13 protein-coding genes are annotated in these 12,863 nt (G+C 66.0%); 5 read left to right on the forward strand and 8 right to left on the reverse strand.

Annotated features, from left to right (window positions below):
- Window positions 1–85 precede the first annotated feature (85 nt).
- Window positions 86–961 (reverse strand): DegV family protein, encoded by an 876-nt coding sequence (locus B5E42_RS06300; protein WP_087237782.1) that lies wholly within the window; start codon window positions 959–961, stop codon window positions 86–88.
- A 93-nt stretch (window positions 962–1,054) separates the two neighbouring features.
- Here B5E42_RS06300 and B5E42_RS06305 point away from each other — a divergent pair, with 93 nt between their 5' ends.
- Entirely contained in the window at window positions 1,055–1,651 is a 597-nt protein-coding gene (locus B5E42_RS06305) for a TetR/AcrR family transcriptional regulator (protein ID WP_087237784.1), read from the forward strand.
- A 55-nt stretch (window positions 1,652–1,706) separates the two neighbouring features.
- Here the strand turns inward: B5E42_RS06305 and B5E42_RS06310 are convergent, their stop codons facing one another.
- Entirely contained in the window at window positions 1,707–2,063 is a 357-nt protein-coding gene (locus B5E42_RS06310; protein WP_087237786.1) for a DUF4180 domain-containing protein, read from the reverse strand.
- 47 nt (window positions 2,064–2,110) lie between these two features.
- On the opposite strand from B5E42_RS06310, the gene B5E42_RS06315 reads away from it, so the two are divergent.
- On the forward strand, window positions 2,111–3,298 hold the full coding sequence (locus B5E42_RS06315; protein ID WP_087237788.1) for a nucleoside recognition domain-containing protein: 1,188 nt from the start codon (window positions 2,111–2,113) through the stop codon (window positions 3,296–3,298).
- Window positions 3,299–3,338: 40 nt separating this feature from the next.
- Window positions 3,339–3,548 carry a hypothetical protein gene (locus tag B5E42_RS06320; protein WP_087237790.1) on the forward strand — a complete coding sequence of 70 codons (210 nt, stop codon included), beginning with the start codon at window positions 3,339–3,341 and terminating at the stop codon, window positions 3,546–3,548.
- Between the two features lie 59 nt (window positions 3,549–3,607).
- Here the strand turns inward: B5E42_RS06320 and nagZ are convergent, their stop codons facing one another.
- The 5 genes from nagZ to B5E42_RS06345 all read right to left on the reverse strand — a co-directional run bounded on the left by nagZ (window position 3,608) and on the right by B5E42_RS06345 (window position 9,960).
- Window positions 3,608–4,624 (reverse strand): beta-N-acetylhexosaminidase, encoded by a 1,017-nt coding sequence (gene nagZ, locus B5E42_RS06325; protein WP_242967042.1) that lies wholly within the window; start codon window positions 4,622–4,624, stop codon window positions 3,608–3,610.
- A 273-nt stretch (window positions 4,625–4,897) separates the two neighbouring features.
- Window positions 4,898–6,970, reverse strand: a complete 2,073-nt coding sequence (rnr, locus tag B5E42_RS06330; RefSeq protein ID WP_255396990.1) for a ribonuclease R — start codon at window positions 6,968–6,970, stop codon at window positions 4,898–4,900.
- 100 nt (window positions 6,971–7,070) lie between these two features.
- Entirely contained in the window at window positions 7,071–7,307 is a 237-nt protein-coding gene (gene secG, locus B5E42_RS06335) for a preprotein translocase subunit SecG (RefSeq protein ID WP_343214179.1), read from the reverse strand.
- Window positions 7,308–7,436: 129 nt separating this feature from the next.
- The gene (locus B5E42_RS06340; protein WP_087237796.1) at window positions 7,437–9,203 is read right to left on the reverse strand and encodes an FtsX-like permease family protein; all 1,767 of its coding nucleotides are present in this window, start codon (window positions 9,201–9,203) and stop codon (window positions 7,437–7,439) included.
- A complete protein-coding gene (locus tag B5E42_RS06345) occupies window positions 9,193–9,960 on the reverse strand; it encodes an ABC transporter ATP-binding protein (RefSeq protein WP_087237798.1) in 768 nt (255 codons plus the stop codon). Before B5E42_RS06345 ends, B5E42_RS06340 begins: the two co-directional genes overlap by 11 nt.
- Before the next feature lie 220 nt (window positions 9,961–10,180).
- Here B5E42_RS06345 and B5E42_RS06350 point away from each other — a divergent pair, with 220 nt between their 5' ends.
- Window positions 10,181–10,549 carry a RidA family protein gene (locus tag B5E42_RS06350; protein ID WP_087237800.1) on the forward strand — a complete coding sequence of 123 codons (369 nt, stop codon included), beginning with the start codon at window positions 10,181–10,183 and terminating at the stop codon, window positions 10,547–10,549.
- 186 nt (window positions 10,550–10,735) lie between these two features.
- Complete coding sequence (locus B5E42_RS06355; RefSeq protein ID WP_087237802.1) at window positions 10,736–12,067, forward strand: solute carrier family 23 protein; 1,332 nt, start codon at window positions 10,736–10,738, stop codon at window positions 12,065–12,067.
- Window positions 12,068–12,106: 39 nt separating this feature from the next.
- On the opposite strand, the gene B5E42_RS06360 is transcribed toward B5E42_RS06355, so the two are convergent.
- The gene (locus B5E42_RS06360; RefSeq protein ID WP_087237804.1) at window positions 12,107–12,745 is read right to left on the reverse strand and encodes a helix-turn-helix transcriptional regulator; all 639 of its coding nucleotides are present in this window, start codon (window positions 12,743–12,745) and stop codon (window positions 12,107–12,109) included.
- Between the last annotated feature and the right edge of the window lie 118 nt (window positions 12,746–12,863).

A 12,863-nucleotide genomic window follows, 5' to 3' on the forward strand; every position in this document is an offset into this window, starting at 1 on the left:
TTTTTTCGCGCCTGCGGGCGCGAACTCTGCGAGACTTTTTCGACAGGCTGAGTCCCCTGGCCTCGGGCCAGGGGACTTCTTGATCTCAATCAATAAACTGGATGCCGCCGCCGATCACTCCGTCGCCGATGTAGACGCTGAGGGTGGCGTCCATGGCCCCCTCCCAGCAGTGGACGAAATTGGGGAACCGGGCCCGTATCTTCTCCGACAGCTCCGCCATCTCCGCCGGCGCGCCGCCGTTGGCTACGCCCAGGTTGTACCGCTTGCCGGTGCGGAACTTGCTGCGCAGCAGCTCCACAATCTTGTCCTGCACCTGCTTTCGGCCCCGCACCTTGGCGATGCTCTGGAGCTGGCCGTCCTCGGAGAAGGTGATGATGGGCTTGATGGACAGCATGGTGCCCGCCAGGGCGGTGATGCGGCCGATGCGGCCCCCCCGGCGCAGATACTCCAGGGTGTCCACCGAGAAGAAGGGAAAGGTGTTGTCCACCAGGTGGGGCACCCGCTCATGGATGAGCTTGTCCCAGCCCGCGCCCGCCTGGATCTCCTCCCACAGCTGGAGCACAATGATGCCGATGCCCAGGGAGCCGCTGCGGGAGTCGAACACGGCGATGTCCAGATCGTCCCGCTGCTCGGCCTGCACCCGCACCAGGTTGCAGGTGCCCGACAGGCCGCCGGAGAGCATGACGGCGATCACCTTCTCATAGCCGTCGGCGCGGATCTGATCCAGGGTGTCGCTGACCACGCCCCCCTCAGGCAGGGAGGTGCGGGGCAGCTCCCCCCTGTGGAGGCGGTCGTACACGTCCTGGGCAAAGATGTCCACCCCGTCGGAGAACTCCCCGTCGTCACAGCGGATTTTCAGCGGCACCACGTAGATGGGCTTGCCCTCCCGCATGGCAGGGGTCAGGTCGGCGGTGGAATCGGTGAGCAGCGCGATCTTTTCCGGATTTGACAAGGCAATCATCCTACTCTATAATTAGTACAAGAGCTGCATAACATCGTTATGTCACTATTATAGCGGGCATCTGCCGCCGCGTCAAGGGGAGGAAGGCATAAAATGGACTATCGGGAGCGCCGGAAAGAACAGGCCCGCCAGACGGAGGCGGCCATCCTCCAGGCCGCCCTGGAGCTGGCCCGGGCCAACAGCTTCGACAAGGTGTCCGTCCGGGATATCTGCCAGCGGGCCGGCATCACCACCGGGGCCTTTTACCACCACTTCCGCTCCAAGGAGGACCTGCTCTCCCGGGGGTTCGCCCCCCTGGATCGCCGCATGGAGGAGGCCCTGTCCGGCCACGAGGGGGATCCGCCGCCGGAGCGTCTGTGGCGCATCCTGTCCACCTACGCCGCCTTCATCCAGGATCAGGGGTGGGAGCTGGTGGCCCGCTACTACCAGCGGCGGCTGGACGCCCCCGACGACGCCTCCTCCATGGATCCCACCCGGTACACCCTGCGCTCCATGGTGGACTGCCTGCGGCAGGCGGAGGAGGAGGGGCTGCTCCTCCCCGGCTGGTCGGTGGAGTGGACGGCGGACTTCTTCTTCCGCCACTTCCGGGGCGTGGTGATCGACTGGGTGCTCCACCGGGGCTCCTACCCATTATTGCCCAAGCTGGAACAGGACTATGCCCTGTTCCGGGAGATTTTCCAGACCCGGTAACCCCCGATACGGTCAAAAACCGCCGGGCCGGCGCGGCCCGGCGGTTTTGCCGCTCTCATCCCTCCGTCAGACGGCGGAGCGCCTCCTCCCGGGTGGGGACGAACCAGAAGTGCTCCCCCTGGTTGGACTCATAGATAAAGTCCCGGAGGGGCTTGCTGGTGTAGCGGGAAAAATCCCCGTAGACGGCCATCTTCACCTGGTAGTTGACGAACTTCTGGAGGATCTCCCCCGCCAGGCCGGTGCTGAGGATGAAAAAGTCCTCCGCCACCGCGGCCTTGTCCACCAGCAGGCGGTCGGCCCCCGCGGCATAGCGGGCCGTCATGGCCAGCTCCAGGGCGGACTGGGTGTCCGTGAGCACCGGCTCCGGCCCGGTCAGCTCCGCCGGTCTGTCAAATCTCCCGCGGACAGGCAAGTTCCCGCCGTCTGACGCATATGCCTCTTGGTGGAGGTGATGTGCCCATGTCCAGGCTGCTGTCCAGGGAGCGGGTGCGGGATGCGATGCTGGGCCTGGCCCTGCTGTGCGCCACCCTGGCGCTGATGCTCTACCCCCAGCCCGCCATGGAGGCGGCCAGAAGCGGCCTGCGGCTGTGCTACAACGTGATCATCCCCTCCCTGTTCCCCTTCTTCGTCCTGTCCTCCCTGGTGGTGGAGCTGGGGCTGGCGGGGTATCTGGGGCGGCTGCTGGAGGGGCTGATGCGCCCCCTGTTCCGGGTGGGCGGGGCCTGCGCCTCCGCCGTGGCTCTGGGGTTCATCGGCGGCTACCCGGTGGGGGCCAAGACCGCCATCGGCCTCTATGAGAGCGGCCAGTGCACCCGCACCGAGGCGGAGCGGCTGCTGGCCTTCTGCAACAACTCCGGCCCCGCCTTCATCCTGGGGGTGGTGGGAACCGGGGTGTTCGCCAGCAGCCGGGTGGGTGTGCTCCTCTACCTGGCCCATGCCGCCGCCTCCTGCTGCGTGGGGCTTCTGTTCCGCTTCTACCGCTCCGGGACGGAGCGCCGGTGGACGGCGGCCCGTCCCCAGCCCCAGTTCCGCGCTCCCCGCCTCACCGCCGCCTTCACCGGCTCCATCAAAAACGCCTTCCTCTCCACCCTGAATATCTGCGCCTTCGTGGTCTTCTTCACGGTGGTGATCCAGCTGCTCATCCGCTCCGGCCTCCTGCCGGCTCTGGCGGGGCTGCTGGGCACCCTGTTCACCCCCTTCGGCCTCACCCCGGAGTGGGCCCAGCGGCTGCTCACCGGCGCGCTGGAGCTGTCCACCGGCGTGACCACCCTCATGGGGGACGGCTCCCTCAGCGGGCGGCTGGTGGCCGCCGCCTTCATGCTGGGCTGGGCGGGCATCTCCGTCCACTGCCAGGTGCTCTCCTTCCTGGGGGGCAGCGGCCTGTCGGCGGGCACCTACCTGGCGGGCAAGCTGCTCCACGGCGGGCTGTCCGCCCTGTTCACCGCCGCCCTGGTGCGGCTGTTCCCCCTGGAGGCCCCGGTGTCCGACTACCTGGCCGAGCAGGTGGCGGGCATCGCCGGCATGGAGTTCCACAGCACCCTGGTCATCTCCACCGTCTGCGCCTGGGTGCTCTTTCTGGTGTTTCTCTTCACCGCGGCCGCCGGAGTCCGAAAAGGGCTTGGCAAGGGCCGCCGCTCCGTGCTATAATAGTATTTGCGGAAAGTGGAATCGAGAGAGGGTGGAGTCCATGCTGTTTCAAAAGGATATTGAGCCCCGCTGCGCCTACTGCCAGCGCGGCGCCCAGCTGGAGGACGACAAGATCCTCTGTGTCAAGAAGGGCGTGGTCTCCCCCGGCGGCAGCTGCCGCCGCTTCAAATACGACCCGCTGAAGCGGGTTCCCCCGCCGCCGGTGCTCCCCGACTTCAGCAAGCTGAAGGATGAGGATTTTTCCCTGTAGCCACATCAAAGCGCCCCTGTGCCCTTTTGGCACGGGGGCGCTTTTTTGTAAAGCAGGCGTCAGGAGGAGGCTTCCGTGATCTGCTCCGTGAGGGCCCCGATGCGGGCGTTGAGGGCGTCCACGTCCGGCGTGTCCACCGGCTCGTTGGTCAGGCCGTATTCCGCCTTGAGGGAGAGGATGCGCTTCACACTCTCGTCCAGGCACTCCGGGGAGATGCGGCCGCTGTCCACCGCCTTCAGCAGGGCGTCCCGGGCCGCCGTCAGGTTGTCCGCGCCGTGGCACACCAGCAGCAGGTCGCACCCGGCCTCCACCGCCAGCACGGCGGCCTCCCCCATGCCGTAGGTGTTGGAGACCGCCCCCATGGTGAGATCGTCGGTGCACACCACGCCGTCAAAGCCCATCTCCTCCCGCAGCAGGCCGGTGACCACCCTGTGGGACAGAGAGGCGGGATAGTCGGGATCCACCTGGCTTAAAAGAATGTGGGCCACCATGACGGCGGGGGCGGAGGGGCCGGCCTGTGCGCCGAAATAGTCCTCCTGGTTCAGAACCATATTGAAGGGCACCAGCTCGCTCTGCCACAGCTCCTCCAGGCTCTTGTCCACCACGGGCAGGGCCACATGGGAGTCCACCGAGGTGTCCCCGTGGCCGGGGAAATGCTTCACCACCGGGATCACGCCCCCCTGCTCCTCCATGCTCTCCACCGCGGACATGCCGAAAAAGGCAGTCCACTCCCAGTCATTGCCGAAGGCCCGGTCGCCGATCACCGTGTTGTCGGGGTTAGACCAGATGTCCAGGCTGGGGGCGAAGTCCATGTTGAAGCCGAAGGCGGCGCACTCCTCCGCCAGCAGCGCCCCGTAGGCGGCTCCCACGCCCTCGGTGTCCAGGGTCTGCCCCACGCTCCAGGCGCTGGGGGTGCGCTCCACCTCCGGGGGCATCCGATCCACCCGGCCCCCCTCCTGATCCACGCAGAGGAACAGCGGGGTGTAGTCCCCGTTGAGATCCTTCAGGCCGTTGGTGAGCTCCGCCAGCTGCCCGGCGCTCTCCACGTTGCGGCCGAAGAGGATCACGCCGCCCACCTGGTAGTCCTGGACGGCCTGTACCGCGTCCTGCCCCAGCTGGTGCCCTCGATGCCCGCCACCAACAGCTGGGAGACCTTCTGCTCGTGCTCATGGCCGCCGGCCTCCGCGATGGTCGGGGTGGGGGTGGGCTCCGGCGTGGGCGTGGGGACGGGGCGGCCGCCGGCGTGGTCTCCGCCGCCGGGGTATCGGTGGGCTGGGCCGGTAGGGCGGCGCAGCCGGCGGTCAGAACAAATACAACCAGCAATAGGCCCGCCAGAAGATTCCGTTTTGTCATCGCTTTTTCCGTCCTTTCCGCCCTTTGGGCACGTGCATGGCCCGGCGGTTGCCCCGGTGCTTCTCCCGCCGGGGCGGTCTGGGGGCCTCCTCCCTTTTCTCCCTGCGGGCGGCCCGGGGGAGCGGATCCACGCCGGGGAGGGTGAAGTCGATCTGCCCCGTGGTGGGGTCGGCGGCGGCGCATACCACCTCCAGGGGAGCGCCGAAGGTGTAGGAGGCGCCGCCCCCCTCGCTCACCAGGGTGAGGCGGCTCTCGTCGTACTGCCAGCCCTGGCCGGGCAGGGCCTCCACGGGGAGCAGACCCTCCACCCCGCTGGGCAGCATGACGAACAGGCCGAAGCGGGTGACCCCCGACACCACGCCGGCAAAGGTCTCCCCCAGATGGCCGTGCATGAACTCCGCCATGTACCGCTTTTCGATCTCCCGCTCGGCGGTCTGGGCGGCGATCTCCCGCTGGGAGGACTGCACCGCCGCCTTCTGCACCGCGGCAGCCAGCTTCTTCTCCCGCTGGCCGGTCAGCTTCCCGTCCAGCAGGGCGGTGAGGATGCGGTGAACCATGAGATCCGGATAGCGGCGGATGGGGGAGGTGAAGTGGCAGTAGTACTTGGCCCCCAGGCCGAAGTGGCCCAGGTTCTCCCCGTCGTACCGGGCTTTCATCAGGGCGCGGAGCACCATCATGGACACGGCGGCCTCCTCCGGCTTGCCCCTGGAAGCGTCCAGCAGCTTCTGGAGGGAGGGGCCGTCGGCCTCCTTCAGATCGTACCCCAGGGGGGCCACCATGGTGCGCAGGGCCTCGGCCTTGTCGGGGGAGGGTTTCTCGTGCACCCGGTAGACGCAGGGCTTGTCCAGCTTGTTCAGGTGCTCTGCCACGCACTCGTTGGCGGCGAGCATGAAGGACTCGATCAGGGCCTCGCTGACCCCCTGGCTGTGCACCGCCACGTCCACCGGCGCGCCGGTGTCGTCGCAGATCACATAGCTCTCCTTGGTGTCCAGCTCCAGGGCGCCCCGCCGCCGGCGGCGGCCCTCCAGCACCTTGGACAGGGCGGCCATGTCCTCCAGCATGGGCAGGATGTCCTGATACCGCTCCGCCAACGCCGGGTCGCCGTGGGAGAGCAGCACGTTGCAGTCCTCGTAGGTCATGCGTTCGGTGGTGCGGATCACGCTCTTGGCGATGGTGTGCTCCACCACCTCCCCCTCCGGCGTCAGGGTCATGATGCAGGACAGGGCCAGCCGGTCTGCCCGGGGGTTGAGGGAGCAGATGCCGTTGGACAGCTCCTTTGGCAGCATGGGCACCACCTGGTCGGCAAAGTACACCGACGTGCCCCGCTCCCATGCCTCCAGATCCAGGGCGGAGCCCTGGGTGACGTAGTGGCTCACGTCGGCGATGTGCACCCCCAGCACCCAGCGGCCCCGGCCGTCCTTCTCCAGGCTCACCGCGTCGTCCAGATCCTTGGAGGAGGCCCCGTCGATGGTGATGATGGTCTTGTCCCGGAGATCCAGCCGCCCGGCCTTGGCGGCTTCCTCCACCGCCTGGGGGGCGGCCATGGCCTCGGCCAGCACCGCGTCGGGGAAGTCCCGGCTGATGTCGTTCTGGTAGAGGATGGCGGCCACGGCGCTCTCCCGCTCCCCGGCGGGGCCGAACACCTCCCGCAGGGTGCCCATGGGGGGCAGCTTGGCGCTGCCGAAGCTGGTCATGGCTACGGCGGCCCGATCCCCCGCCCGGACATTGCGGCGCTTGGTGAGCACCTGGATGGGGCCGGGCAGCTTGTCATTGTCCGGCTGGAGCCACAGCTCCCGGTTGTGTCTGGACAGAATGCCGGTGACCGTCTTGTTGGCCCGCCCGGTGACGGCGGACACCCGGGCGGAGCGGCGGCGGCCCTCCCCCTCCTCCTCCAGGGGCTGTATGCGCACCTGGTCGCCGTGCCACGCGCCCCCGTCGGAGCGGGGCGGGATGAACCAGTCGTCCTCCCGGCTCTTTCCGTCCTCCGGCGTCACAAAGCCGAAGCCCCGGCTGGTGGCCTGATAGATGCCGGTGATCTCACCGGCCTGCTTGTCTCTCATATGAAGCATCCTTTCCGCAGTCTGTCTGTTTTCCCTATTGTACCACAAAAAAGCGTCCGGGCATACAAAAAGCGCCCTTCCGGCCGGAAGGGCGCTTTTGTGTTTCGGGTTACAGCAGGCACATCACAAAGGTCAGCACCACAAAGCCGATGGCCACCCACTTGGTCAGCTTGGCCAGCTTGGCGTCCCAGCTCTTGGCCTTGTTCTTGGCCATGAAGGTGTCGGCCACACCGGCGATGGCGCCGGACAGGCCCGCGCTCTTGCCGGACTGCAGCAGCACCACGGCGATCAGGAAGAGGGCGGCGGCCACCACAATAATGCTCAGAACCAGCATGGGAATGTTCACAATACATCGTCCTTTCGGCCCCGTCGGGGCAGTTTGTGCTATTTTGGGTGCGGCAAATCCGCGCGTTTCTCAAACGTGAATTACATGATAGCACATTCCCGCGCCGATTTCAAGGGCTTTTTGCAATTTTCAGCCGCCCCGGGCCAGTCTCCGGCTGGCCCGGCAGGTAGCCAGGAAGTACCCGCCGTACACCACCAGCAGGAGGAGGGCCGCCACGGCGCTGGAGGCGGCGGCGTCCACCCTGCCCACCTCGGCGATCACCTGGTTCACCGCCGTCATGCCCACCGCCGTATGCACCAGCGCCAGGGCCAGGGGGAGGAAAAAGGAGAGGAACACCTGGATGTCCACCGACCGGGCCCGCATGTTCTCCGGCGCGCCCAGCTGGGCCAGAATCCGGTAGCGGGGGGCGTTGTCTGCGGCCTGGGTGAGCTGCTGGAGAGCCAGCACCGCCGCCGAGGCCAGCAGGAACACCACCCCCAGGTACAGCCCCATGAACACCACCAGCACCTTGGTGCCCAGCAGCTCCATCCAGGTCTCCAGCCGGGTGGTGCAGCTGTAGGAACCCAGCTCGCCCAGGGTGGATACCGCCTCCTGGAACCGCGTCTCCGCCGCATTTTTGTCCCCGGCGTAGTCGGCCAGGAAGTACCAGTAGTTGACATAGGCCCCCTGGGCCTCGCCGTCGGCCAGGACGTTCAGGCCCTCCCGCGTCAGGAAGGAGTCCGCCGCCTCCTGGCCCCAGCGGCCGGCAAAGGCGTCATAGACCGACTGGGTAATGGCCTGCCCCGCGTCAGAGCGGAGCACCGGGAAGGCGAGGGAGAAGGAACACTCCGTCTCCGGATCAAAGCCCCCCTCCGCCAGCAGGGCGGGGAGGTCTGCCGGCTCCTCCCCGTCGGGGTAGAACACCAGATTGGCGTCCTGGGGGAGCTCCTCCGCCGCCATCTGCTCCACCGTGTTGTTCAGGCCCACCGCGCTGGCGGTGATGCCGACGGCCAGCAGCAGCATGAGGCAGATCACCGTCATGGAGCGGTAGGTGGTGTTGATGCGGGCGTTGAACTGCCGCAGGACGAACATGTTGAGGTTTTTATAGTAGAGCTTCTTCCGGCTCCGGCACACCCGCAGCAGGAAGCCGGACAGGGAGCGGAAGAACAGCAGGGTGCCCAAACTGCCCAGGCCGATCATCACCCAGAACAGGGCGTCCACCCGCAGGATGCCCCGGGTGAGGAGCATGGCGTAGGCGATGGCAAGCAGAGCCGCCCCGGCCAGGAAGAGAGCCACCGACAACCCCAGGCTCTGGCTTTTCAGCTCCTGGTTCACCCGCTGGGCCTGCATCAGGTCGATGAGCCTGCACCGGGAGACGGCGAAGGCGTGGTAGGCCATCACCAGCAGGAAGATGGCGGCGAAGGCCAGGGCGGTCTTGCCCAGGGAGGGCAGGGAGACGGAGAAGGTGAACATGGTCATGGGCACGGCGAACAGCCCGGCGGTGAAGGCGGACAGGCCCCAGGCCGCCAGCACCCCCAGCCCCAGGCCCACCAGCAGGGCCAGCAGGCCCATGCCCGCCGTCTCCAGCAGCAGGAGCCGGGCCACCTGGCCCCGCCCCATGCCCAGCAGCAGGTAGGTGCCCAGCTCCTTCTTCCGCCGGCGGATGAGGAAGCCGGAGGCGTAGAGGATCAAAAAGGCCAGCACCACCCACACAAAGACGGAGAGCATGCCCACCAGCTCCCGGATGGCCTGGGCGGTGGGGGCGGTGGGCCCGCTGCCCAGGTACTGGAACACCGCCTGGGTCTCCAGGGCGTTGAACACATAGAACAGGCACACGGCGAACACGATGGTGAGGAACCACACCCCGTAGTCCTTCACGCTGCGGCCCACGTTTTTGGCGGCCAGCTTAGAGAACATCGCTCTGGTCACCTCCCAGCGCGGTCACCACGCCGATGATCTCCCGGAAAAAGTCCCGCCGGCTCCTGCTCCCCCGCTCCAGCTGTGAGAAGATGGCCCCGTCCTGGAGGAAGAGGATGCGGTGGCAGTAGCTGGCGGTGAAGGCGTCGTGGGTCACCATGAGGATGGTGGCCGCCCGCTGCCGGTTGAGCACCTCGAACCGATCCAGCAGCAGCTTGGCCGACTTGGAGTCCAGGGCGCCGGTGGGCTCGTCGGCCAGCACCAGGGCCGGGTCGGTGATGATGGCCCGGGCCGCCGCCGTCCGCTGCCGCTGGCCGCCGGAGAGCTGGTAGGGGTACTGGTTCAGGCAGTCCGCCAGGCCCAGCAGCTCCGCCGTCTCCCGCACCCGGCCCTCAATCTCCCCCGGCGGGGTCTTGCGGATGGTGAGGGCCAGGGCGATGTTCTCAAAGGCGGTGAGGGTATCCAGCAGGTTGCAGTCCTGGAACACAAAGCCCAGCCGCTCCCGGCGGAAGCGGGTCAGCTCCCGGGCTTTCATGGCGGTCACGTCCCGGCCCTCCACCCGGATATGCCCCGCCGTGGGGGTGTCGATGGTAGCCACGCAGTTGAGCAGGGTGCTCTTGCCGCTGCCCGACGCGCCCATGACGCCCACAAACTCCCCCTTTGCCACCGTGAAGCTCACGTCATCCACCGCCCGGGTGACGCTGCCCCGCCTGCCATAGTCCCGGCGGAGATGCTCCACCGCTAAAATTGTCTCCATGGTACGACCTCCTCATCTTGGTTGGGAAAATCATACCAGAGAGATCTTAAAAAAAGCTAAATGCCCCCTTACACTTTTGTGAAGGCTTTCCGTCAGGTTTTGGACAGGATTTTTTCCGTCTGGTCTTGATTTATTTTTTAGATGCTTTATAATGGTCTCTGCCAACCCCGCCCCGCAGAGGGGCGAGCGCACCATACCATAGAAACAGGAGGAATTTCCCATGAACGTGATTGATACCAAGAATGCCCCCGGCGCCATCGGCCCCTACTCCCAGGCCTATGAGGTCAACGGCCTGATCTTCACCTCCGGCCAGCTGCCGGTGAACCCCGCCGACGGCACCATCCCCGAGGGCATCGCCGCCCAGGCCGAGTGGAGCTGCAAGAACGTGGGCGCCATTCTGGAGGCCGCCGGCTCCGGCCTGGACAAGGTGGTCAAGACCACCTGCTTCCTGGCCGACATTGCCGATTTCGCCGCCTTCAACGAGGTGTACGGCAAGTTCTTCACCTCCAAGCCCGCCCGCTCCTGCTTCGCCGTGAAGGATCTGCCCAAGGGCGCCCTGTGCGAGATCGAGGCCATCGCCGTCAAGTAATTTCCCCCATAAACCATGCAAAGGCCGCGGAGTCTTCTCCGCGGCCTTTGTCTGTTCTGCACAAAAAACGGCTCGGTTTTTTTCCGCCCGGTTTCGCTTTTTCCCTTGCATCCCCTGCCCAAAAGGTTTATAGTTTGGTTAGCAGAAAATATATTAGTGCTAAAAACTTTTTGTGAGGTAACGGGAATGAACACCAAGCCCACCGGCCAGACCGACGTCGTCTTTCAGTGGCAGGGGATTCCCCAGCCCGGTCAGCTCGTCCCCCTGGGTCTCCAGCATGTGGTGGCCGCCGTGGTGGGGATCATCACCCCCGCCATGCTCATCGCCGACGTGTGCGGCATCACCGGCAGCGACCGCACCCTCATGATCCAGGTGTCGCTGCTCCTCACCGCCCTGGCCACCCTGCTCCAGCTCTTCCCCCTCTTCCGGCGCATCGGCGCCGGGCTGCCCGTGGTCATGGGCATCAGCTTTGCCTACATCCCCACCCTTCAGGCCATTGGCGGCCAGTTCGGCCTGCCCACCATCCTGGGGGCGGAGATTGTGGGCGGTGTGGTGGCCATCGTGTTCGGCCTGTTCGTCAAGTGGATCCGCCCCCTGTTCCCGCCCCTGGTGACGGGCACGGTGATCTTCACCATCGGCCTGTCCCTCTACCCCACCGCCGTGCGCTACATGGCCGGCGGCAGCGGAAGCGAGTGGTTCGGCACGCCCAAGAGCTGGCTGGTGGCCCTGGTCACCCTGGCGGTGGTGGTGTTCCTCAACAACTTCACCAAGGGCATCCTCAAGCTGGCCTCCATCCTCATCGGCATGATCGCGGGCTACCTTCTGTCCCTCTGCCTGGGCATGGTGGATCTGTCCGGCGTGGGCGGCTCGGCCTGGTTTGCCCTGCCCGAGTTCATGCCCTTTGAGATCAAGTTCGTCCCCGCCGCCTGCGTGTCCCTGGGCATCGTGTACGTGGTCAACGCGGTGCAGACCATCGGCGATCTGTCCTCCACCACCATGGGCGGCATGGATCGGATGCCCACCGACAGGGAGCTGTCCGGCGGCATCATCGGCCAGGGGATCATGAGCATCCTGGGGGCCTTCTTCGGCGGCCTGCCCGCCGCCACCTACAGTCAGAATGTGGGCATCGTCACCGTCAACAAGGTCATCAACCGGGCGGTGTTCGCCCTGGCGGCAGTGATCCTGCTGGTGGCGGGGCTCATGCCCAAATTCGCCTCCCTGCTCACCACCATCCCCCAGTGCGTCATCGGCGGCGCCACCATCTCCGTGTTCGCCACCATCACCATGACCGGCATCCGCATGATCACCGAGGGGGGCTTCACCCCCCGCAAGAGCGCGGTGGTGGGCCTGGCCGTGGCCCTGGGCGTGGGCATCACCCAGGTGTCCGGCTGCCTGTCCGGCGCGGGCTTCCCGGAGTGGGTCAGCACCGTGTTCGGCTCCTCCTCCGTGGTGGTCTCCACCCTGGCGGCCATCCTGCTCAACCTGATCCTCCCCAGGGAGAGGGAAGACAAGGCGTAAAAACGGGCCCGGCCGCGCAGGCGGCCGGGCTCTTTTGGTCTACTCCTTTGCCTCGTCGATGTAGCTGTACAGGGTGTACTTGGAGATGCCGAAGTACTTGCACACCTTGTCGCCGCTCTTGGTGATGAGGAAGGCCCCGGTCTCGTTGAGGAACTGGATGGCCTTCACCTTGTCCTCCTTGTTCATCAGGGCCACCGGCTTGCCCACCAGCTTGACGCTCTGCTCAATGAGCTCGTCCAGCAGGTCGGACACGTTGCGGGAGATGGCCTCCGGCTCCTTGCTCTCCTGCTCGGTGGCGGTGAACTGCTTGAGCTGGTTCTCCATGGCCATCATCAGGGTGATGTCGTAGTTGATGCCGAAGATGCCGATGGGCACCCCGTCGTCCCCCCGGATGTAGAGGGTGGTGGACTTGAGGATCTTCCCGTCCCTGGTACGGGTCAGATAGCACAGGTGATCCTTCAGCTGGGCCGGGTCGCCCCGCAGGGCCTCCAGCACCACGTGGGAGGGGCCGTCCCCCACCTTGCGGCCGGTGACGTGGCCGTTCTCGATGGCCACAATGGAGCTCTCCGGATCGTTGGAGGCCAGGTCGTGAACCACCACCTCACAGTTGGGGCCGAACTGGCCGGCGATCCCGCGGGCCAGCTGGAACAGAAATTGCAGTGTGGACGCGTCGGGCATGTGCTCCACCTCTTTCCTCTGGGTTTTGGTGCTACTATTGTATCACGAAGGCGAAATTTTGCAAGAAAAATTATGTAAGCTAAAAATTTTTTAGTTTTTCCAACAAAATCTCTTGCAA

It is taken from the genome of Flavonifractor sp. An10 (assembly GCF_002161215.1).
Taxonomy (GTDB): Bacteria; Bacillota; Clostridia; order Oscillospirales; family Oscillospiraceae; genus Flavonifractor; species Flavonifractor avistercoris.

What these genes read in the sequence shown, in the direction of transcription:
- B5E42_RS06315 (WP_087237788.1), top strand. Translation starts at nt 2,111, where the DNA reads ATGTCCAGGCTGCTGTCCAGGGAGCGGGTGCGGGATGCGATGCTGGGC.
- B5E42_RS06355 (WP_087237802.1), top strand. Translation starts at nt 10,736, where the DNA reads ATGAACACCAAGCCCACCGGCCAGACCGACGTCGTCTTTCAGTGGCAG.
- B5E42_RS06305 (WP_087237784.1), top strand. Translation starts at nt 1,055, where the DNA reads ATGGACTATCGGGAGCGCCGGAAAGAACAGGCCCGCCAGACGGAGGCG.
- B5E42_RS06300 (WP_087237782.1), bottom strand. Translation starts at nt 961, where the DNA reads ATGATTGCCTTGTCAAATCCGGAAAAGATCGCGCTGCTCACCGATTCC.
- B5E42_RS06360 (WP_087237804.1), bottom strand. Translation starts at nt 12,745, where the DNA reads ATGCCCGACGCGTCCACACTGCAATTTCTGTTCCAGCTGGCCCGCGGG.
- B5E42_RS06350 (WP_087237800.1), top strand. Translation starts at nt 10,181, where the DNA reads ATGAACGTGATTGATACCAAGAATGCCCCCGGCGCCATCGGCCCCTAC.
- B5E42_RS06340 (WP_087237796.1), bottom strand. Translation starts at nt 9,203, where the DNA reads ATGTTCTCTAAGCTGGCCGCCAAAAACGTGGGCCGCAGCGTGAAGGAC.
- rnr (WP_255396990.1), bottom strand. Translation starts at nt 6,970, where the DNA reads ATGCTTCATATGAGAGACAAGCAGGCCGGTGAGATCACCGGCATCTAT.
- B5E42_RS06320 (WP_087237790.1), top strand. Translation starts at nt 3,339, where the DNA reads ATGCTGTTTCAAAAGGATATTGAGCCCCGCTGCGCCTACTGCCAGCGC.
- B5E42_RS06345 (WP_087237798.1), bottom strand. Translation starts at nt 9,960, where the DNA reads ATGGAGACAATTTTAGCGGTGGAGCATCTCCGCCGGGACTATGGCAGG.